Annotated in this window: 21 protein-coding genes and 1 other RNA gene; 9 read left to right on the top strand and 13 right to left on the bottom strand. The window is 60.1% G+C overall.

Translation table 11 applies throughout. The features are described 5' to 3' along the window. Together pstC and Absy_RS02970 are read right to left on the bottom strand one after the other, a co-directional pair. Positions 1 to 984: a phosphate ABC transporter permease subunit PstC gene (pstC, locus tag Absy_RS02975; RefSeq protein WP_048853247.1), complete on the bottom strand. Its 984-nt coding sequence runs from the start codon at positions 982 to 984 to the stop codon at positions 1 to 3. 105 nt (positions 985 to 1,089) lie between these two features. Beyond that, on the bottom strand, positions 1,090 to 1,287 hold the full coding sequence (locus tag Absy_RS02970) for a hypothetical protein (protein WP_048853246.1): 198 nt from the start codon (positions 1,285 to 1,287) through the stop codon (positions 1,090 to 1,092). 20 nt (positions 1,288 to 1,307) lie between these two features. Here Absy_RS02970 and ilvD point away from each other — a divergent pair, with 20 nt between their 5' ends. Further along, complete coding sequence (ilvD, locus tag Absy_RS02965; protein ID WP_048853245.1) at positions 1,308 to 3,176, top strand: dihydroxy-acid dehydratase; 1,869 nt, start codon at positions 1,308 to 1,310, stop codon at positions 3,174 to 3,176. Positions 3,177 to 3,275: 99 nt separating this feature from the next. Here the strand turns inward: ilvD and Absy_RS02960 are convergent, their stop codons facing one another. The 7 genes from Absy_RS02960 to Absy_RS02930 form a co-directional block, all read right to left on the bottom strand. After that, on the bottom strand, positions 3,276 to 3,650 hold the full coding sequence (locus Absy_RS02960) for a hypothetical protein (protein WP_146802557.1): 375 nt from the start codon (positions 3,648 to 3,650) through the stop codon (positions 3,276 to 3,278). Positions 3,651 to 3,756: 106 nt separating this feature from the next. Next, positions 3,757 to 4,371 (bottom strand): hypothetical protein, encoded by a 615-nt coding sequence (locus tag Absy_RS02955; RefSeq protein WP_048853384.1) that lies wholly within the window; start codon positions 4,369 to 4,371, stop codon positions 3,757 to 3,759. A 296-nt stretch (positions 4,372 to 4,667) separates the two neighbouring features. Continuing rightward, positions 4,668 to 4,871, bottom strand: coding sequence for a hypothetical protein (locus Absy_RS02950; protein ID WP_048853243.1), 204 nt, complete (start codon positions 4,869 to 4,871; stop codon positions 4,668 to 4,670). Between the two features lie 37 nt (positions 4,872 to 4,908). Further along, entirely contained in the window at positions 4,909 to 5,892 is a 984-nt protein-coding gene (locus Absy_RS02945) for a quinone oxidoreductase family protein (protein WP_048853242.1), read from the bottom strand. Between the two features lie 69 nt (positions 5,893 to 5,961). Continuing rightward, complete coding sequence (locus tag Absy_RS02940; RefSeq protein ID WP_276325217.1) at positions 5,962 to 6,966, bottom strand: FUSC family protein; 1,005 nt, start codon at positions 6,964 to 6,966, stop codon at positions 5,962 to 5,964. A gap of 71 nt (positions 6,967 to 7,037) precedes the next feature. Next, positions 7,038 to 8,567, bottom strand: coding sequence for a DegQ family serine endoprotease (locus Absy_RS02935; protein WP_048853240.1), 1,530 nt, complete (start codon positions 8,565 to 8,567; stop codon positions 7,038 to 7,040). Between the two features lie 109 nt (positions 8,568 to 8,676). Beyond that, on the bottom strand, positions 8,677 to 9,930 hold the full coding sequence (locus Absy_RS02930) for an OpgC family protein (RefSeq protein WP_084596835.1): 1,254 nt from the start codon (positions 9,928 to 9,930) through the stop codon (positions 8,677 to 8,679). 215 nt (positions 9,931 to 10,145) lie between these two features. Between Absy_RS02930 and Absy_RS02925 the strand changes: the two genes are divergently transcribed. Then, positions 10,146 to 11,306, top strand: coding sequence for an Mrp/NBP35 family ATP-binding protein (locus Absy_RS02925; RefSeq protein ID WP_371861709.1), 1,161 nt, complete (start codon positions 10,146 to 10,148; stop codon positions 11,304 to 11,306). A gap of 81 nt (positions 11,307 to 11,387) precedes the next feature. On the opposite strand, the gene Absy_RS02920 is transcribed toward Absy_RS02925, so the two are convergent. Beyond that, complete coding sequence (locus Absy_RS02920) at positions 11,388 to 11,684, bottom strand: hypothetical protein (protein ID WP_048853239.1); 297 nt, start codon at positions 11,682 to 11,684, stop codon at positions 11,388 to 11,390. Here Absy_RS02920 and Absy_RS02915 point away from each other — a divergent pair. Continuing rightward, complete coding sequence (locus tag Absy_RS02915) at positions 11,683 to 11,883, top strand: hypothetical protein (RefSeq protein WP_048853238.1); 201 nt, start codon at positions 11,683 to 11,685, stop codon at positions 11,881 to 11,883. The two genes, Absy_RS02920 and Absy_RS02915, sit on opposite strands and share 2 nt — an antisense overlap. Before the next feature lie 59 nt (positions 11,884 to 11,942). On the opposite strand, the gene thyX is transcribed toward Absy_RS02915, so the two are convergent. Further along, a complete protein-coding gene (gene thyX, locus Absy_RS02910; RefSeq protein ID WP_048853381.1) occupies positions 11,943 to 12,860 on the bottom strand; it encodes an FAD-dependent thymidylate synthase in 918 nt (305 codons plus the stop codon). Between the two features lie 156 nt (positions 12,861 to 13,016). Here thyX and ssrA point away from each other — a divergent pair. From ssrA to Absy_RS02890, 4 genes are all read left to right on the top strand, one after another. Next, positions 13,017 to 13,343, top strand: a transfer-messenger RNA (tmRNA) gene (ssrA, locus tag Absy_RS02905). Between the two features lie 211 nt (positions 13,344 to 13,554). Then, a complete protein-coding gene (locus Absy_RS02900) occupies positions 13,555 to 14,088 on the top strand; it encodes an SspB family protein (protein ID WP_048853237.1) in 534 nt (177 codons plus the stop codon). A gap of 50 nt (positions 14,089 to 14,138) precedes the next feature. Further along, the gene (locus Absy_RS02895; RefSeq protein WP_048853236.1) at positions 14,139 to 15,791 is read left to right on the top strand and encodes a fumarate hydratase; all 1,653 of its coding nucleotides are present in this window, start codon (positions 14,139 to 14,141) and stop codon (positions 15,789 to 15,791) included. A 68-nt stretch (positions 15,792 to 15,859) separates the two neighbouring features. Then, complete coding sequence (locus Absy_RS02890) at positions 15,860 to 16,252, top strand: VOC family protein (RefSeq protein WP_048853380.1); 393 nt, start codon at positions 15,860 to 15,862, stop codon at positions 16,250 to 16,252. Positions 16,253 to 16,316: 64 nt separating this feature from the next. Here the strand turns inward: Absy_RS02890 and Absy_RS02885 are convergent, their stop codons facing one another. Further along, complete coding sequence (locus Absy_RS02885) at positions 16,317 to 17,786, bottom strand: glucoamylase family protein (protein WP_146802559.1); 1,470 nt, start codon at positions 17,784 to 17,786, stop codon at positions 16,317 to 16,319. Between the two features lie 490 nt (positions 17,787 to 18,276). Here Absy_RS02885 and Absy_RS02880 point away from each other — a divergent pair, with 490 nt between their 5' ends. After that, the gene (locus Absy_RS02880) at positions 18,277 to 18,768 is read left to right on the top strand and encodes a hypothetical protein (RefSeq protein ID WP_048853235.1); all 492 of its coding nucleotides are present in this window, start codon (positions 18,277 to 18,279) and stop codon (positions 18,766 to 18,768) included. A gap of 126 nt (positions 18,769 to 18,894) precedes the next feature. Continuing rightward, positions 18,895 to 20,061, top strand: a complete 1,167-nt coding sequence (locus Absy_RS02875; protein ID WP_048853234.1) for a nucleotide sugar dehydrogenase — start codon at positions 18,895 to 18,897, stop codon at positions 20,059 to 20,061. A 6-nt stretch (positions 20,062 to 20,067) separates the two neighbouring features. On the opposite strand, the gene galE is transcribed toward Absy_RS02875, so the two are convergent. Then, the gene (gene galE / locus Absy_RS02870) at positions 20,068 to 21,054 is read right to left on the bottom strand and encodes a UDP-glucose 4-epimerase GalE (RefSeq protein WP_048853233.1); all 987 of its coding nucleotides are present in this window, start codon (positions 21,052 to 21,054) and stop codon (positions 20,068 to 20,070) included. Between the last annotated feature and the right edge of the window lie 2 nt (positions 21,055 to 21,056).

Below are 21,056 nucleotides of genomic sequence, written 5' to 3'. Positions count from 1 at the left end.
TTAACGTCCTGCTGCCTGTTCGCCACGGGCCAGCAGCCAGCGGGAGAACCAGAGTGTTACAAAGGATATGGCCATCAGAATGGCACCCAGCGCCATAAGGGAGGCAAGCTTGAGGCTCCCTGCCGGACTTTCGGGGAATTCGAGGGCAATCAGGGACGCAATGGTGTTGGCCGGTGCAAACAGCGACCAGCCAATGTGGTTGCTATCACCAATAACAAAGGTAACGGCCATGGTCTCACCCATGGCGCGGCCCATACCCAGCACAATACCCCCAACAACCCCCTGGCGGGACCATGGCAGCACCACATGGCGCATGACCTCCCACCGGGTGGCGCCAAGGCCATACCCGCTCTCCCGCAGGACGGCAGGCATGGACAGGAACACATCGCGCATGACGGCGGTAATGGACGGGGTAATCATAACCGCCAGAATAAGCGCTGCGGTAAACAGACCCGTACCAAACGGTGCCCCCGCCACAAGGGCGGACAGGCCGGGCACATGCCCCAAAAACTGGCGGGCCGCAGGCTGCACGTAATGCGCCACGACCGGCACCACCACAAAAAAGCCCCACATGCCAAAAATAATGGAGGGAACAGCCGCCAGAAGCTGCACCGCCATGCCAATAACCGCTGCTGCGGCAGGCGGGGCAAGTGCTGTAAGCCAGAAGGCCGTGCCAAATGCCAGCGGCACGGCCACAATCAGCGCCAGCGCACTGCTGACAACGGTGCCAAAGACCGGGGCTGCCGCCCCAAAATGTTGCGTGACCGGATTCCACACTGCGGAAACCAGAAAGCCGGGACCAAAAGTTGCAAACGCCTTCCAGCCACCAGTCACCATAACGGCAATAATGGCACCCAGAACAACCAGCACGCCAACACCTGTTGCCGTTACCAGAAGCCTGAAGGCGGGGTCACCCTTTTGCCCTCCCTGCTGGGAAGGGGCTTTTTTCATCGCGGGCAGGGACTGCCGTGCGGGAATTTCCATCTGCTCTCCGTTCCGAACTATCAGCCGGATGGGCCGAGAAATACTGAACGCCGTGCTCTCCTGCAACACGAAGACCCCATGAAAGTCCCCTTAATCGGACTTTTGTCACAAAACTGTAGTGTTATCAGGGTCTTTGCGCACGGCGGACTCCTCCACGGACCGTAACCCACCACGACCAGCGGGAAGCTGCCGGACAATTTCTGCACAATCCAGCCCTGACAGCCAGCAGAATGTGGCGTAATGTGCGCGCCCATGCCGGTTGAACCACCGCGCATACCCCACCACCTGATAATGACCCCGCATTCCAGCAGAGAGACCCCATAATGGCCGGCTACCGATCACGCACCACCACCCACGGGCGCAACATGGCAGGCGCCCGCAGCCTGTGGCGTGCAACCGGTGTAAAAGACTCCGACTTTGGCAAACCCATTATTGCCGTCGCCAATTCCTTTACCCAGTTCGTACCCGGCCACGTACACCTCAAGGACATGGGCCAGCTTGTGTGCGAAGCCATAGCCGAGGCCGGGGGGATCGGTCGCGAGTTCAACACCATTGCCGTGGATGATGGCATTGCCATGGGCCACGGCGGCATGCTGTACAGCCTGCCCTCGCGCGAGCTGATTGCCGATGCCGTGGAATACATGGTCAACGCCCATTGTGCGGATGCCATTGTCTGTATCAGCAACTGCGACAAAATTACCCCCGGTATGCTCATGGCCTCCATGCGGCTGAACATTCCGGTCATTTTTGTATCCGGTGGTCCCATGGAAGCAGGGCGCGTAACACTGGACGACATTGAGCAGCGCGCAGACCTTGTGACCTCCATGGTTGCCGCCGCCAGCCCCGGCGTAAGCGAGGCCGACTCCCTTGCCATCGAACGCTCCGCCTGCCCCACCTGCGGTTCCTGCTCCGGCATGTTCACCGCCAATTCCATGAACTGCCTGACCGAAGCACTCGGCCTGTCCCTGCCCGGCAACGGCAGCCTTGTGGCCACCCATGCAGCCCGCCGCAACCTGTTTGTCGAGGCCGGGCACCGGATTGTGGACCTTGCCCGCCGCTACTACGAACAGGACGATACCTCGGTCCTGCCGCGCAGCATTGCCACCATGGCCGCGTTCGAGAATGCCATGTCGGTCGATATTGCCATGGGGGGCTCCACCAACACGGTCCTGCACCTGCTGGCCGCCGCACACGAGGGCGAAGTGCCCTTTACCATGAAGGATATTGACCGCCTCTCCCGCAAGGTGCCGCATCTGTGCAAGGTCTCCCCCTCCCGCCCGGATGTGCACATGGAAGATGTGCACCGTGCTGGCGGTATTCCCGCCATTATGGGCGAGCTGGACCGGCTGGGCCTGCTGCACCGCGACATCAAGATGGTCCATGCCGCCAACCTGCCCGAAGCACTGGAAAAATGGGACATCCGCGCCCCCGGTGCCGAATCCAATACGGATGCCCAGACATTCTTCCGCTCGGCACCGGGGGGCGTGCGCACCACGGTCGCGTTCTCGCAGTCCAGCGTGTACAAAACGCTGGATACGGACCAGACCAACGGGGCCATCCGCGATGGCGCTCATGCCTATAATCAGGACGGCGGGCTGTGCGTGCTTTACGGCAATCTGGCCGAAGATGGCGCGATTGTTAAAACCGCTGGCGTTGCCGCAGGGCTTGAGACCTTCTCTGGTCCGGCACGGATTTTTGAAAGTCAGGATGATGCGGTTTCCGCCATTCTGGGCAACAAGATCAACCCCGGCGATGTTGTGCTGATCCGCTACGAAGGCCCCAAAGGCGGCCCCGGAATGCAGGAAATGCTGTACCCGACCAGCTACCTTAAATCCAAGGGGCTGGCCGAAAAATGCGCCCTGATTACCGATGGTCGTTTTTCGGGTGGCAGTTCGGGCCTGTCCATTGGTCACATCTCCCCCGAAGCGGGCGAAGGTGGCGTTATTGGGCTGGTAGAGGAAGGCGATACAATCGAGATCGATATTCCCAACCGCCGCCTGTCTGTTGCGGTGGCAGAGAGTGAATTGTCCGCCCGCCGTGCGCGTATGGATGATCTGGGCGATCAGGCATGGCAGCCCAAGCGTGACCGCGTGGTATCCAACGCCCTCAAGGCCTATGCGGCCCTGACCACCAGTGCCGCCCGTGGTGCCGTGCGCGACGTAAGCCAGCTGACCCGCCGCACTCCACGCTAACGGCGCAGACCAACCGAGCAGAACGGCCAGAACGGCACCCGCCGGCTCTGGCCCTGCTTTGTTGCTGCCGCTGGCCATCCATGGCCAGCCTTGCTCAGTTCAGGCTTCCCGCAGTCCGCCTGACACAACCGGCACCTGCTGGCACCGTGGCGGAAGCAGCCGCCCCCGCACCAGAGTTGCAGCACAATGCCAAAGGCTGGCACGGCCTTTATCAACATGCCCCCAGAACAACTCACGCTGTTTATTGTAAGCAGAACCAGCATGGAGCAGAACAGGCCGCTCCGCCGCATACTCTGAGGCCACGTAAGTCTTCATGGCGCATTGCTGCTGCATAACGCAGGATGCTCTGCCATTGGGCAGAAGGGGGGAGGAGAAAGCGGCATTGGCGCGCGCCATGCCACGGCAGGCTTTGATGGTGCGCACGCGCCTGTCGTCTTTGCCCATCAGGGTTACTGGAATGCGTAAACCTGACAACGCCCGCCCTATGGCAGACAGGCCAACCGGCTGGCTGACCGGTTTTTATGCGGCACTCACCCTCCCTTGCGCCGGACTATGCAGCACAAGGGAGGGCCAGACGGCCTTACTGTGCGGCGGGTGCCGGAGCAGCAGGGGCCATAATATCGCCCGCAGGTGCCGCAAGCTGGGGTGCAGCAGGAGCAGGCTGAGGAACAGTTTTGTTGGTAACGATGTAGGTAATGGATTCCGCACGGGTAATATCCACCACGTCGCCCACTTTGAGCGTTTTAAGGAAGTCCTGCATGGCCTTGGTGCGCAGGGCCGCAATATGCAGGGACTCATCGCCTTCCGTGGTGAAGGAAATGGTGCTGGATGCCAGATCAATGGTCTTGATTGTCGCACGTTCGCGGTTGAAGGCCGCAATAATGCCGCGCGGATGACCATGCACAAAGCCACGCGCCGTGGTCAGCGTGGATTCTGGCAGCGGGCTACCGGGAGGGGCAAGCTGCGCACCCAGTGTTTCCACGAACTGGATTTTCAGCGTATCCCCTTCATGCAGGTGGGGCACGTCCTTAACGGCGGAACCATATTCGATGGTCAGCAGGTGGCCATTACCTTCGCGCAGCAGCAGTTCGCGCGCTTCGCGGTCAACGCTTTCCACCACGGCGTTTGCCTGCTGGCTTTTGAGCAGAACAGAGGCCTGCGCGTGCGCGGCCGTGGGCTGAACCAGCGCAGCCATGCCAGCCAAACCGAGCGCACATGCCGCTACAGAAGCCGCAGCCTTGGAGGAAAAGCGGGAAACAAGAGGATGCAACACTCTCAATCCTTTCCGTCAGAAGCCTGAAGCGGACTGCGCCAGGCCAGATGTGTTACTGGCAGTGATACAACGCCCACACCATAACACAAGCCACGGCTTTGCGCAGTGTGTTCGGGTCTGGCCCATGGGGTGCCACCACCACAAAAGAAAAACCCGTCTGGTGGGCCAGACGGGTTTTTACCGTATGTCGGGCGTTCAGGAACGAACCCGACGCCGGATTAGCCGCAGCACTTCTTTTTGCGGATGAAATACACAACCGCTGCGATCAGGCCGAGTGCCAGAATGCCGCGTGCACAGGGGGATTTGGGGCATTTTGCCATGTCTTGAGCATCCTCAATATGGGGTTCCACCCAACACGGGTCGGGCGTTTCTTTTTCTGTGTAGCGTATATGGCGCGCCACGTCATGCCATCTCACATCCATAAATGCCGCGCCACTTCATGCCAGACGCGCAAAATACTTATGGAAGCAGAATGGTGCTGCCTGTCGTGGTCCCTGCCTCCAACGCCTCATGCGCCTTGTGGGCTTCCGCCAGTGCAAAACGCTGCCCGATTGCCGGGCGCAAAGCCCCCTGTTCCAGCATGGCAAACAGCTCCTGTGCTGCCGCCTCCAGCGCCGGGCGCGTGCCAATATAGCTGGAAAGCGTGGGGCGGGTCAGATACAGGCTGCCCTTAGCCGCCAGCACCCCAACATCCACCCCCGTAACCGGGCCGGACGCATTGCCATAGCTGACCATAAGCCCACGCGGAGCAAGGCAGGACAGGCTGGTCTCAAACGTGGCGCGGCCTACGCTGTCGTACACAACGGGCACCATGGCGCCCTGAGTCAGCTCCCGCACCCGCTCGGGCAGGTTATCCATCCCCACCAGCACATCCGCCGCCCCGCAGGCCCGTGCGATCTGCGCCTTATGCTCCGATGAGGTCACGCCAATAACCCGCGCACCCAGATAATGCCCCCACTGGCACAGCAACTGCCCCACGCCGCCCGCTGGTGCGTAAACCAGAATACTCTCCCCCTCCCGCACGCGGTGGACCTGCCAGAGCAACATATAGGCGGATAATCCACGCAGCATAACGGAGGCGGCCACCTCGGTGGAAAGTCCATCAGGCAGAATAACCAGCCGGTCAGCCGCAATCAGCCGGTACTGGGCGTACCCCCCCAGCACCCCGGCGTAGGCCACGCGGTCTCCCACGCTCAGGCCCACAACATCGGCCCCCACGGCTTCTACCACCCCGGCCCCTTCCATGCCCGGTATGGCAGGCAGGTCAGGGAATTTGTACAGCCCGCTCCGAAAATACGTATCGATAAAATTAACGCCTATCGCCTCCTGCCGTACCAGCACCTCCCCCCTGTGGGGCAGAGGAACGGATACGAACTCGGGCAAAAGCACATCCGGCCCACCTGTCTGATGCACCCGAACAACCTGATTATGCTGCGCCACCATGCTTACGCCCCTTTATTGCTTACGCCCCGGCTGCGGGCGTGGGGCCTGCGCCAGCCGGAGCTTTTTTGGTTACGGGGTTGCGCGGTCCGAATCATCCTCACCCAGAAGCTGGATGAGCTGCCTCAGGTCCGTCAGCAGAATACCCACCACAAAACGTATGATCGGGTCTGCCGTTTCATTTTCTGTTGGCAAAGCGGCCATCACTTCGGCTGCAACGCGGTATTCATCCCCCGTGCGGGCCACGGCCTCGCTCTCGCAGCGCTGGATAATCCACTGGAATCCACGCAACATGCCAGCACGCACGCTGGCCGCCTGCTCCAGCTCCTCCGGGGTGGCGGTCTGGGGGAGCACCAGTATGGCGCGCGCCACCACCAGCGCATCCATCTGCAACTGCCGGATACTGGGGGGCAGGCGTGCAAGCATGGGGTCGCGCTCATCCAGTGGCCGCCAGTGTTCGCGCCGGGCCTCCTCCAGTGCAGCCTGCACCTTGCGCAGGGAGGCGGCACATTCGTCATTCATGTCCTGAATGACCGACCATTCCACATGCCCGCTGCGGGCTTTTTGCAGCATGGCCACAATCTGGCGCACCGTCAGGGCGGCATTGCGGAACGCATCACGCCGGGCCTGTTCGTGCAGCACAAGGTAAGTGACCAGCGTGCCAGACCCCACCCCGATCAGAATAGCCAGCACACGCTCGATCGGGCGCAGGTAGGGGTCATTATCGCTCGGAAAGAGAATCGCCACCATAAGGGTGACCACGCCCATGCGGGCTTCTGGCTTCCAGGAGACCAGAATGGCCAGCGGCACAAATGCAATGGTAAATGCCACCCACAACGGCCAGTGCAGGAACATAAGCAGCGTAATGGGCACAATACTGACCGTAGCCCCAATAAGCGTACCAACCAGTTGGTCACGCCCCTTGGAGATTGTGTCCGTAATGCTGTTCTGGGTTACAATGACCGAGGTAATCAGCGCCCAGCCCGGTTCCTGCAGGTTTGTCAGCCATGCCACAAACCCCGCAACCCCCACAGCACTGAGCAGGCGTACGGTCTGGCAGACGGTCGCGTTGCTCAGCCACCGTGCAAGCCATGGGCAATACCGCCCTACGTCCAGTACCGGGGCGCGCTTACCCGTTAAAAGGGCAATCAGGGGGTGTCCTCCGCGTTAAGGGGGAAGGGAATCCAGCGCAGACCATCCGAATCGTGGACCAGCAGCAGAACCGAGCGCTTTTTGGCCTTGCGCGCAGCCTCCACCCGCTGTTTGAGTGCGCCGGGTGTGCCAACCTCGGCCTGCTGGACCTCGGTAATCACATCGCCTTCCTTCAGCCCCCGGTCGGCTGCCGTGCCGTCTGGTTTAACACTGGTGACCAGCACCCCTTTCAGGCTGGCAGGCAGGTTGTATTTCTGCCGCCCCGCCGCATCCAGTGGGCCAACGGTAAAGCCAAAGTCCGCAAAGCTGACCGATGCGGCGGATTTGGGAGCCGGTGCCGGTTTGGCAGGCGCTTCCTCCGGGGCTTCGGGCAGGGCACCAATGGTCACGGGAACGTCCATAACCTTGCCATGCCGCCACAGGCCCAGTTTGGCCTGCGTGCCAACGGGCAACTGGGCAGACAGGCGGGGCAGAGCCTTGCCCTCAATCGGCTGGCCATTCAGGCTCTGGATTACATCGCCCGTTTTAAGCCCGGCCTTGTCGGCTGGTCCCGCTTTTTCCACCCCGGCCACCAGTGCGCCACTGGCGGGGGTCAGGCCCAGACCATCGGCTATGTCCTGCGTTACGTTCTGTATGCGCACACCCAGCCACCCGCGCGAGACCTTGCCGGTCTTGCGCAACTGCTCCACCACGGTCCGTGCCTCGTTGGAAGGAATGGAAAAACCAATACCAACCGACCCGCCAGACGGCGAGTAAATGGCGGTGTTCACACCAATGACATTGCCATCCATATCAAACAGCGGACCGCCGGAGTTGCCCTTGTTGATGGGCGCATCGGTCTGGATAAAATCATCATACGGGCCTTGGTCGATATTGCGCCCGCGGGAGGAAATAATGCCTGCCGTAACCGTACCGGACAGACCAAACGGGTTGCCAATAGCCAGCACCCAGTCCCCCACCCTGCGGTGTTCGCTATCGCCAAAGCTGACAAAAGGCAGCGGCTTTTTGCTATCCACCTTCAGCAGCGCCAGATCCGTGCGGTCATCATGCCCTACGGCATGGGCGGTCAGGACCGTATTGTCCTGCAAGGTAACGGTTATGCGGTCAGCCTTACGGATCACATGGTTGTTGGTCACAATGTAACCCGTGGGATCAATAATAAAGCCCGACCCCAGCGCCTGCATCCGCCTTGGTGGGGCGTTAGGGTCTGTCTGACGGTTCATGAAGTCATGAAAAAACTTCTCGAACGGTGAACCCTGAGGGAAATTGGGCATCTGGGGGAGCTGATCGTCCTCGTCATCCTCTTCCGAATCAGCTTCCCGCACGGTCTGGGTGGTGGAAACATTGACCACGGCGGGCAGCAGTCTGGCGGCAAGGTCGGCAAAGCTGTCTGGCGCACGGCCACCAGCCGCCACCACCGCAGGTACCGGAGCTTCTGCCGCAAGGAGCGGCGTGCTCAGCCCCACACCCGCAACCAGCAGGGTGGAAAGAGAAACAGAGCAGAACAGACGGACGGACACACGCATGGACAACACAACTTTCTGCCGGAACAGGACAATTCTCAAACAACGGGAGCAAAGGTTATTCATGGTGTGGCAAGACCGCAAGTCACAGCCCCATTCCGCCATGCCTGCCTTACCCCTTTGCACCATTGGGTACGGCGGCACCCCCGCCTGCTGGCCTGCGCGCCGCATTATTGCGCCGGCGGTCCAACCATGAGGCAAGACCAACCAGAATAGCCAGCCCCACCACATTCACAGCCACCTGCAAGGCCCAGCCCTCCCCAAAGGTGCTGAAGATAAGGCGCGCATACAGGTCCAGTATGGTGCTGACCACAAACACTTCCAGCGAATGGCGGCCTACACGGGCCAGCTCCTGCCCCGCCCATGTGTGGGCCGCCCAGTGGCGCGCCCGCTCCGAAGACTGAACGAGGTAGAAAATGGCCATCACATCAAACAGCCGCAAAGGGGAGAGCCAGCTTTTGGCCGGAGCCAGTGCATCCCCAAAGGGGCGCAGGTCGGGCAGGCCCCACAAGGTCCACGGAAAAGCCTGAAGGGCGGAAAACAGCAAATAAACACAGCACAGCGCCACAAGGGCGGGAACACGGGCAAAATCCCGGCCACGGCGCTGGGTTTCGGCCGAGGCCGTTAACCCCAGAGCAAACAGGAACTGCCACGCAAGGGGGTTAAAATACCAGCCATCAGGGTCCAGCCAGTTGGGAAAATTCAGCTCCGGGTCCATGTTCACCAGCATCCAGAGCGCACCGGACAGCAGAAGCGCCAATGAGCGGTGAATACGCATAAGCAGGTAAAAAATGGGAAAGCCGGTCAGCAACACCAGATACAGCGGCATGATGTTGAGGTTGCTGGGCAGCGCATCAAACATCATCACCCGCCAGATCCAGCCAAGACCGTGGGCCAGTTCGGGTTCCAGATAATCCACCGATACGGGGGTAAAGTGCCGCCACCCGCGCACCGTAAACACATAGGCCATGACCATAATGGTCTGGCCGATGTAAAGCTGCACACAGCGTTTGAACAGGCGTTGCAGGGTGGGCAGAACCCCATATTTGGTAAAGCCCCGCCCATAGGCCAGCCAGGAGGCATACCCCGCCAGCAGCACAAACACCTCTGCCGCATCGGCAAAGCCAACGTTGCGCATGGTAAAGCGGTTGAGCAGGTTCTGGGGAATATGGTCGATGAACATCATCAGCAGGGCGGCACCGCGCAGGGCGTCAATCCTGTGGTCGCGGCGGCTGCGTGCAGGTGCGGCCGTAGCGGGGGAGGAGGAGGCTGCCCCCGCCCCCCCATCCGCACCGTGCGTCTGCACCACGGAAGTGGGCTGTGGTGCGGAGTGTGGTGTATTCGCCTTGTCCGTGTGTGCCTGCATCTTACCCTTTCGGCACGGGCCTGCCCCGCCCGCCGGTTAGCCTTTGGCTGCACCTCTACCCATCCCGGCCTGTATGTGCCAGAAAAAATGCGGTTTCTTTATGGGCGACGGGGCAGGAAAAAAGGCGTTATACCCCCAAACGCCCTTGACGGAACGCCTGCGCTGCTGTTGCCACCATACAGCACGACATAACCCCACAGTACAGGACCAGACCCTTGGCGCAGACAGCCCCTTTTTCTCCTGACACCCTGATGGACCTGCTCAGCACTGTCAAAGCACCACAGACGGGGCTTTCCCTTGCCAGTGCCGGACGGCTGGAAAGCTGCACCGTGGATGACGGGGGGCGCCTGACCCTGACCCTGACCGTCCCGCGGGAGCAGGCATCTGCCCTGTCCGCCCTGTGTGATGATGCAGCCAAAAAACTGCAAACCCTGCCCAACGTGACCAGCGCCACCATTATTTTAACCGCGCACCGCCCGGCCGGTGTGCCAGACCCCCAACCCGGCGGCCATGCCGGGTCCCTGCCCCCTGCCGCCGCACCGGCACGCCCGGCCGCAGGCGCAGGCCACCGCCCCTTGGGGGGGGCCGCCCCCGCACCGGGTACTCCTGTGCTGCCCGGTGTTAAAACCATTATTGCCGTGGCCTCTGGCAAGGGGGGGGTAGGCAAGTCCACAACAGCGGTCAACCTTGCTGTAGGACTGGGTATGGAAGGGCTGAAAACCGGCCTGCTGGATGCCGATATTCATGGCCCCTCCCTGCACCGTATGCTGGGAACAACCGGCAAACCCGATGTGGTGGAAGGCCGCCTGCAACCCGTGCAGGCATGGGGGATTCGCGCCGTATCGCTTGGAATGCTGGTGGACGAAAAAGCAGCCATGATCTGGCGGGGCCCCATGGTTATGGGGGCGATCAACCAGCTTCTGACCGATGTGGACTGGGGAGATCTGGACGTTATGGTGGTGGACCTGCCCCCCGGCACGGGGGATGCCCACCTCTCGCTCACCCAGAAGGTGCCTCTGAGCGGGGCTGTTATTGTATCCACCCCGCAGGATATTGCCCTGATTGATGCACGGCGCGGCGTAACCATGTTTGAAAAGGTCAAGGTGCCAGTGCTTGGACTGGTGGAGAACATGTCCTACTTCTGCTGCCCCAACTGCGGGCACAATACGGAACTGTTCGGCCATGGCGGTGCCCGGCGCGAGGCCGAGGCCATGGGCGTGCCGTTCCTTGGCGAAGTCCCTCTGCTGGCCGACATCCGCTCCAGCGGGGATAGCGGGGTACCGCTTGTTATTGGCGCCCCCAACAGCGAAGGGGGCAAAGCCTGGCGCGCCATTGCACACACCGTTGCCGCAGCGATCCGCGTTCTGCCGCACTAACACCGGCCACAAGCAGGGGGCTGGCAAAAACCGGCGGGAGGCGGCCCGCCCGGTCCGGACCTGCCCCCTGCCCGTTAAAAACTAGCGTTTGGCCTTGTGGGCCTGTTTGGCAGATTTGCCCGTGTGGGCCGGTGTGTCCTTGAAGTAAACGCGGCAGGCCGGGCTGAGCTTATCCTTTTTGCGCTCCATGCAGGCCGTAATTTTCTTTTCATTAGGGATGGCAAGGGCGCACAGGCGCAGGGCATCGCCCTTGCAGGCTTTGGTCTGCTGTTCCCGCGCAGTGTCGGCATGGGCTGCGGGCAGGTTTGCCACCCCCAGAGCCAGAGCAGATAACGCCAGAAAAGTCGTACGGACAAAGCGCAGGTTCAGACACAACATGGACTATCCTTTATTCCCCAGAATTCCCGGACTGATGGTAGCACCGCGCAGGCTTTATCCGGGCATCACATCACAGCAGGCCACACTGGCGTACAAGGCGACGCGCCAACTGCCTGCCCCGGCTTCATGCCTGTTTTTGCCGCAGGGTTATATGAGCGGCGTCAAGTTCTGGCAGATTTGCCAAGAATATCCTGAATAAAAAACAGGCGCCGGAAGGGTAGCCCCTCCGGCGCCTGGCAATGTGCGGCTTGACCCCACTCAGCCTGCGGGAGGCTTAAGGGTGGCCATCATTTCATCCCATTCACGGCGGCTCAGACCAGAACTGGCCTGTTCCACCACTTCGCCTGCCAGCATACGGCGCACAACCGCCAGCATGGAGGCCGAAAAAGTAACCGCACCGCGCCGGTATTCCTCAAACGCGGCGGCGGTAATGGGCAGCCATGCGTGCAGGATTTTCAGCATGGCCTCGGCATACACCCGGATTTCGTACTGTGCGTGGGGGTCTATGCGCAGGGCCAGAAAGTGCATGAGGTTATGCAGGTCTATCTTCCAGTACCACTGCGTGTAGGTATTGAGCGTAAGGTTAATGCGCCCAAGCTCGCGCGCAAGGCCGTAACCGTTTTCCGTATCCAGCATCCGCTCATAGTCGCGGTAGGTCCGCACGGCATCCTCACGCAGGATGTCCAGCACCTCCGCTGCGGCCTGCGGGGCCAGCACATCGCCCCGCCCCTGACGGTTGACCTCGCTCTGGGCCGCCATGTGTGCGGGGTCGGGCAGATAGAACTCGCTATCCAGAATGGAATAGCGGGCGGAATACTCGTTCACACTTGCCATACGGTGGCGAATCCACTGCCGCGCCACAAAAATGGGCAGTTTGACGTGGAATTTGATCTCGCACATTTCAAACGGGGAGGAATGGCGGTGCCGCATCAGGTAGCGGATCAACCCCGCATCTTCCGACACCTTGCGCGTTCCGCGCCCGTAGGACACACGCGCAGCCTGCACAATGGCGGAATCGTCGCCCATATAGTCGATCACACGCACAAAGCCGTGGTCCAGCACTTCCTGCGGGTCATACAGAATGGCCTCAAGGGCGGGCACTGTGGGGCGGCGGGTGGAGAATGTTTCCTGCCCGTGGGCCGCAATTTCGGCACGTTGCTCTTGGGTCAGTGACATGCGCAGGATCTCCACCATGCTAGAAAAAACAGACAGCACAGGCGGAAGCCGCGGCACCTGTGCCCGCGGGTTGTAGCAGGCAATGCCCTGAACAGGAAAGATGCGCCCCCCTCATCATACCCAAATTAGTGCGCAAGACCCGCGAAAGTCGCGCAGACTGTTGCAATCCGCCAGCCACAGCCCTATGTTTGGGGTGCCGGAAGTTTTCTTGCGGCTATGGCAATAAACGGGATGTGGCATAGGCGTAGTGGACCCGGGGGCGGTACCCGGCGTCTCCACCAGACATTCAGGTCGCAAGACCCGAACCGATGGGGACGAAACAGGCTCGACACGCGCAGTAAAGACATCTTTTTTGCCCGGCATTGTACCACCGTTATCGGGCTAAATTTACAAGTGCCAATGATAACACTGAGGTGCTCGCTGTTGCTGCATAAGCAATAAGCGCGGTTCGGGGGGGCACCGGGCAACAGAAGCCCCCCCACTTGAAAACACTCCCCACACACTCCGGATAGATGCCACCACTCAGGCCCCACAGAGGCCATGTTTGCTGGAGCGCACGCCCCGCGTGTATGACAGAACATGGTCGCAGGCAGCCCTTGGTGCTTGCACTGGCCGACCCTTTCGCGCATGGCTGACGCTAGAGTGATAAGAATAGCCAGCCCGACCCAAACCGGCTGAAGCAAGGAGAGCAAGCATGGCTGATGACCACGACAATACCACGGGAAATGACGCCTTCTCCCCCACCAGCCTGCTGCCCTACGACCAGTGGCTACAGGAGGCTTACAAGGGCGTCATGCTCAAAGCACTCGAACATGTGAGCCGCGAAGGGCTTGCAGGCCAGCACCATTTCTATCTGACTTTCCGCACGGACCTGCCGGGGGTGCAAATTCCCGACCGGCTCCGTGCCCAGTACCCGCACGAAATGACCATTGTGCTCCAACACCAGTTCTGGGACCTGAACGTGGACCGCAAGGCGGGCGTTGTGTCCGTTGGTCTGTCCTTTGGGGGTGTTGGGTCCATACTGGTTATTCCCGTTCGGGCCATTACCGGGTTTGCAGACCCTTCCATCCACTTCAACCTGCACTTTGAGCTGGGGGAAGTCGCGGAGGAAGTCCCGGCAGACTCCACATCGGCCGAGACCGATGACAACACGGAAGCACAGGGCGACTCCTCCTCCCAGGTTGTGAGCCTTGACGCCTTCCGCCGCAAAGGACCATCACCAGCCTGATCCCCCGGTGTGCGGGGGGTCAGGCCGACGGAGAGAATAGAGACACGACCATGACCAGCCAGCCCCCCCGCCCCCCAGTACCAGAATTTGCATATTCCCCCCTGTTCCCGCTGGGGGAGGACACAACACCGTACCATAAGGTGGACATTGCCGGTGTGCGCACATCGCAGTGCGGTGGCAAAACCGTTCTGCACGTAACCCCCGAAGCACTGACCGAACTGACCGCCCGTGCCTTCCATGAGGTTGCGCACTTCCTGCGGCCCACGCACCTGCAAAAACTGGCCAATATCCTCAAAGACCCCGAAGCCTCCGATAACGACCGCTTTGTAGCCCTTGACCTGCTCAAGAACGCCTGCATTGCCGCGGGTGGTATTCTGCCCATGTGCCAGGACACCGGAACCGCCATTGTATTTGGCAAAAAAGGCCAGCGGGTCTGGGTGGAAGGGAACGAGGAAATCGCCTTTTCCAAAGGTGTGTACGAAACCTACACCCGCACCAGCCTGCGCTATTCGCAAATGGCCCCGCTGACCATGTTCGAGGAAAAGAACACAGGCACCAACCTGCCCGTACAGTGCGATATTTTTGCCAGCCCCGCTGGCGAGCATGACGAGCAGATGGACCTGATGTTTGTGGCCAAGGGCGGCGGCTCCGCCAACAAGACCTTCCTGTTCCAGGAAACACGCGCGCTCCTTGGTTCCGAACAGCAACTGCTGGACTGGCTGGACACAAAGGTACGCACGCTGGGCACCTCTGCCTGCCCCCCCTACCACCTTGCCATTGTGATTGGCGGCATGTCAGCCGAGCAGACACTCAAGACCGTCAAGCTGGCCTCCACCCACTGGTACGATGCCCTGCCCACCAAAGGCGACATGACGGGCCACGCCTTCCGTGATCTGGAGATGGAGCAGAAGGTGCTGGAACTCACCCGCAAGCTGGGCATTGGCGCACAGTTTGGCGGCAAATACTTCTGCCATGATGTGCGCGTGGTGCGCCTGCCCCGGCACGGGGCATCGCTTCCTGTGGGGATTGGCGTCTCCTGCTCTGCTGACCGCCAGATCAAGGCACGGGTTACGGCGGAAGGGTTCTTTTTGGAACAGCTTGAGCACGATCCCGCCCGCTTCCTGCCCGAAACCACGGACGAACACCTTGAGGGCGAAGCCGTACGCATCGACCTGAACCGCCCGATGGACGAAATCCGCAAAACGCTCTCGCAATACCCGGTCAAAACCCGCCTTGCCCTGACCGGCACGGTGGTGGTTGCGCGCGATATTGCCCACGCCAAGTTCCGCGAACGACTCCAGCGTGGTGAAGGGCTGCCCCAGTACCTTAAAGACCACCCCGTGTACTATGCCGGTCCGGCCAAAACGCCAGAAGGGATGCCCACCGGCTCCTTTGGCCCCACCACAGCCGGGCGCATGGATTCGTACGTTGCCGAGCTTCAGGCCAATGGCGGGTCCTACGTTATGCTGGCCAAGGGCAACCGCTCCAAGGTCGTGCGCGATGCGTGCCAGAAGTATGGCGGCTTTTACCTTGGGTCGGTTGGTGGCCCGGCAGCCCGGCTGGCCAAGGACTGCATTCGCAAGGTGGAAGTGCTGGAATACCCCGAACTGGGCATGGAAGCGGTATGGAAGATCGAAGTTGAGGATTTTCCGGCCTTTATTGTTATTGATGATAAAGGCAACGACTTCTACGCTGAACTGTAACCCCCAACCGGGGCTGCCCCGCCACCACACCGTGGTGGGGCGGACAGAAAAGGAGCTGTGTGGTTTTCATGCGCTTTACAGTTGATCGTCTGGACCATGTTGTCCTGACCGTGCGCGATGTTGAAATTTCCGCCTCGTGGTACCAGCGTGTTCTGGGCATGGAGCGGGAGGAATACGGGCGCAACAACCGCACAGCCCTGCGTTTTGGCGGGCAGAAACTCAACCTCCGCCCGCATGACGCCACAGGGTGGGACACCGCCACCCACGCCCTGCCCGGCGGCAATGACCTGTGTTTTATTACCGCCATTACCAGTGACGATGTGGTGGAACACCTTAAAGCCTGCGGCATTACCATTGTGGATGGCCCGGTAGCCCGCCTTGGCGCTATTGGCCCCATTACGTCCGTTTACTGCCACGACCCGGATGAAAACCTGATCGAGATTGCCTCCTATCAGGGATAAGCAAAAAAAACGGGTGCCCGCATAACCGGGCACCCGCTACAGGCCGGATGATAAAACCGAATGGTCAGCCTGTGTGTGTTTGCTGCTGTTTAAGCCGCACCGCATCATCATGGTCTACAATGGCGTGGTGGGTTGTCAGCCACCCCCCCCTGAAGCCCGCGCGGATCAGCCCGCGGCAGATAATGGGGTTTTCCTTCATGGTGTTCCACACCATGCCGTCCCGCCAATTTTCCACCATCAGCAGAATGGGCCCCTGATCAATACCCAGGTAGGTATCATCCGCCCAGTATGCCTGCTTGCCATCGTGGTAACTGGGGTTGAACGCATCCACAAACCCGTAAGTACTGTAAATCCTGTCCCCGTACTTATCCTTCATGGTGCGTAGGGCGGGAATGGCCAGTTCCGGTGCAAAAGCAACGGAGCCACCAGCCGCCGTGGGGGCCAGTGTGCCATCGTCCTGCGTATAGTCGCGCCCAACGCCACGGGCGGAATAGGCGAGGAACTTACGCTGCTGGCCATTTTCCACCTTTGTGGTTTCCGCCGGGCCATCGCTCGCGGTCAGCCCCCACACGTTTGGCCCATAATCCTGCCATTTGCCGGGGTTCTGCACTGCATAGTTCTGCTGGGCGTACACGGCCCGGCGGCTGTTTTCAAAGTAATCTATGCCAGCGGAGCGACTCCATTCGTCCCGAATCCCGCGGAAGTCGATCCACGCATGGGTGTACTGGTGGCCAAACAGCGGAGCAAAGTTAAGAAACGTCTGACCGTAGGATTCGCCCCAACGGCTTTTGTTGGTGGAAATCCATGCCTGCCACGAAGTAGGGTCGAGCGGATGGCTGGTAGAGCCAAGCCCCAGCACATACAGCATCATCCCCTCGCTATAGCCCTCCCAGTAATTGGGCAAAAAGCCACGCTCGGGTGACCAGCCCATGCTGAGCCGGTTATCGGAGCGGAGCATCCAGCGCCAGTCCACGCGGTCAAACAGCTTGCCTGCCAGATCCCGTATTTCGGCTTCGGCGGCAGAATCATGCGTGTAGTAGCTGCTGGCAAACAGAACCCCCTGCATGAGCAGAGCCGTATCTATGCTTGAAAGTTCAATATCCGGGTTAAGCCGCAACCCGTTTTCGCGCTTGAGAAAATGGTAATAAAAACCGTGGAACCCCGCAGCCTTGTCCGGCGTATCGTTTTGCGGGAGCTTCCATAGGTAGCGCAGGGTAACCAGAGTCCGGTCTACCGCCTGCTGGCGGTTAATGTACCCCCGGTCCGCACCAATGCCATATGCGGTCAGGGCAAAACCGATGGAGGCAACACTGGACTGGGTCTGGTCAGACGGGTAGCGGTCGGGCACCAGCCCGGTTGCGGGGTCTGCCGCAGTCCAGAACCACTGGAAAGTCCGGTGCTCCAGATCTGCCAGAAAAGCCCTGTCCGCCTGGTCCGGGTGGAAGGCCGCACCACTTGGCCGCGCCACAACGGATGGCACGGCTGCCGCCTGCGCGCCACCGGTATGCACGGTGCTGATTGCGCCCGACAGCATGAGACAGGAAAGAAAAAGCAGACCGGGTTTTTGCCCATACCTTTGGGGGGGCTGGTGTGTATCTGTTTTGCTGCGTGCCAAAAAGCGCCTCGGAGCCATAAGCCTAGCATTCCTCATCTGTTCACAACCGGCCCACTGCCACAGCAGGCACCATATCCGTGCCGGGGGCGGTACAACGCAGCCCCGCCTACCCCGGATTATAGGGGGCTGAACCCCGGCCCCGCCAGTGCAGGGCGTGTGGCTCCCTACCGGAATCTCCCGAATTTCAGAAAATATTCATGTTTTTATGTGTGCCTCAAGGGCTATGGGGCAGGCCACAGCCCATACCGCATGTCTGCCCAGCCTCTGCCGCCCCCACACCCCGGTGGGAAACACCAGCAAGACGTGTGTAAAAAAATGACACCACCATGCAAAACAACCGCGTGCGTCCCACCCGGCAATGCGCCTATAAGAAGCCCTTGGTCATTCCAGCCCCGAATTTGATACCCCCATGACATACCAATACAACATCCTCCGTTTTTTTTATGAACTGCTGGATATTCTGGTATCCCGGCTGGAATATGCCCTGCGCGGACTGGCTACGAGCCATGTGCTGATCCCCCCTCCGGCGCAAAGCCATTCGTTCCTGATCATGCGTGCGGAAGAAAACGGGGGGAAAACCATTTACAAGCCAGCGTACTACCTGTTCGCCAAAACCCGTGAACGGCTGAGCGGATATTTTGCACGCGGGGAAAACCGGCTTTTTCTGGACAATACCAAACATTGCCTGCTGATTGCTTTTGCAGATTCCACACTGGTCGTCGGAAGGGATGCCACGATAGGTGACTACCACCCGCACTCGTTTGAGACACTCCTTGCACTCAAAGCACATCTGCGGGACATCAAACTTGGCAAATACCTTGAAGAATATCTGATCTTACCCAAAAAGACCGCTATTCCACCCCGCCCGCCAGCCCTGCCCAAACGCGTACGGACCAGCTAAGCCAGCCGCCGCACTCCCCTGCCCCACGCTGCCAAAACAGCGTGACGGATTCTGGCCGCTCATGTATTGCAACGCCATAGTGCGCCGGGCCAACATGCCCGCCTGTATACGGCTGAGGGAGTGGTCATGAAAATTGCAGTGGTCGGTCTGGGGTATGTTGGCCTGTCTAACGCCATTCTCCTCGCCCAGCATCATGATGTCATGGCTGTGGATGTGGATGCCGCCCGGGTTGCCAGGGTGAACAACCGGGAATCCCCCATTATTGACACCGAGATTGAAGACTACCTGCGCAACAGACCGCTCTCGCTCACCGCCACGACCGATCTGGCTGCCGCCTGCCGCCATGCAGACTTTGTCATTATTGCCACACCAACCAATTACGATGCGCGGGAAAACTACTTTGACACATCCTCCGTTACCGGAGTGATCGCCAGCGTATGCGCCCTTAACCCGGATGCGAGCATTGTCATCAAATCCACCATTCCGGTTGGCTTTGTGGAACAGATCCGTACGGAGCTGCAAACCGATCAGGTCATGTTTTCCCCCGAATTCCTGCGCGAAGGCCGCGCCTTATACGACAACCTCCACCCATCGCGTATTATTGTGGGCGAACGGAGCGAACGGGCGGAACGCTTTGCAGCGCTCATGGTCGAAGGGGCGATTAAAAAGGATATTCCCGTCCTTTTTACCGGTGCAACCGAGGCCGAGGCCATCAAACTGTTTGCCAACACTTATCTGGCCATGCGGGTCGCGTTCTTTAACGAACTGGACAGCTACGCGCTGGCCCGTGGCATGGATACCCGGCAGATTATTGAAGGCGTGTGCCTGGACCCCCGTATAGGCCAGCACTACAACAACCCCTCTTTTGGGTATGGGGGGTACTGCCTGCCCAAAGATACCAAACAGCTGCTAGCCAACTACATACAGGTGCCCCAGAACCTGATCCGCGCCATTGTGGATGCAAACCGCACGCGCAAGGATTTTCTGGCAGACCAGATTCTGGCCATGCAGCCCAAGGTGGTGGGCATTTACCGGCTGGTCATGAAAACCGCGTCCGATAACTTCCGGCAAAGCTCCATTCAGGGAATCATGAAGCGGCTCAAGGCCAAGGGGATCGAGATTATTGTTTACGAACCCGCCATGCAGGAAGAGCTGTTCTTTGGCTCGCGGGTTCTGCACGATCTGGAAGAGTTCCTGTCCCTATCATCCATTATCGTCAGCAACCGGATGCGCCCGGAACTGGAACATGTGAAGGACCGCGTGTTTACCCGCGACCTGTTTGGCACCGACTAACCCCCGTTAGCGCGTGTACCCTTCGGGGTTGTTTTTGCGCCACTGCAAGGTGGTTTCAACAATTTTATCAAGCGTGCTCCACTGCGGCGTCCAGCCCGTATCCTGCCGCAAGCTGGTGGAATCCGCCACCAGCACGGCAGCATCCCCAGGGCGACGCCCGGCTTTTTCCCACGCGACCCTACAGCCACTTACACGCTCCACACTCTGGATAACCTCCAGATTGGAATAGCCCCGGCCATTCCCAAGATTATACACAACACTCCGCGCCCCGATCTGGTCCAGAACGCGGATATGAGCATCCGCCAGATCCGTGACATGAATATAATCGCGGATGCAGGAACCATCATGCGTTGGATAATCTGTACCAAACAGCCGGAGCGCTGACCTGCGCCCCAAGGCAACATCAATGGCGAGGGGAATCAGGTGTGTTTCTGGCCGGTGGTCTTCCCCCGCGCGGCCGTGCGGGTCCGCTCCGGCGGCATTGAAGTAACGCAGGCACGCACTTTTGACCCCATACAGCCGGTCCGCCCAGTGCAGAATGCGCTCGACCATAAATTTGCTTTCCCCGTAAGGGGAGTCCGGCTGGACCAGAGCGGTCTCCGGTATAGGCTCTGCCCGTTCCGGCCCACCAAACAGGGCTGCGGTTGAGGAGAAAACGATTTTTTTAACGCCATGTGCCGCACAGGCCTGCACAAGGTTAAGCCCGGTCACATAATTCTGCCGCAAATAATGGAAAGAATCCGCCATGCTGGCCCCAACGAGGGACAGCGATGCAAAATGCAGAACGCCATCCCACGGCTTGTCCCCCAGCACGTTTGCTGTTGCCTGATCGTCCATGAGGTCCACATGATAAACCGGCACCCCCTCTGGCACGGCCGCCCTATGCCCGGTGCTAAAGTTATCCAGCACGGCAACATCATGCCCGGCATCCAGCAGGGCCAGCACAACATGGCTCCCAACAAAGCCTGCTCCACCCGTTACCAAATACCGCACAC

Origin of the sequence: Acetobacter syzygii, assembly GCF_000964225.1 — a bacterium.
Classification (GTDB): domain Bacteria; phylum Pseudomonadota; class Alphaproteobacteria; order Acetobacterales; family Acetobacteraceae; genus Acetobacter; species Acetobacter syzygii.
Note: the sequence above shows the minus strand (reverse complement) of the source record. Positions and strands in the feature narration are given on the sequence as shown.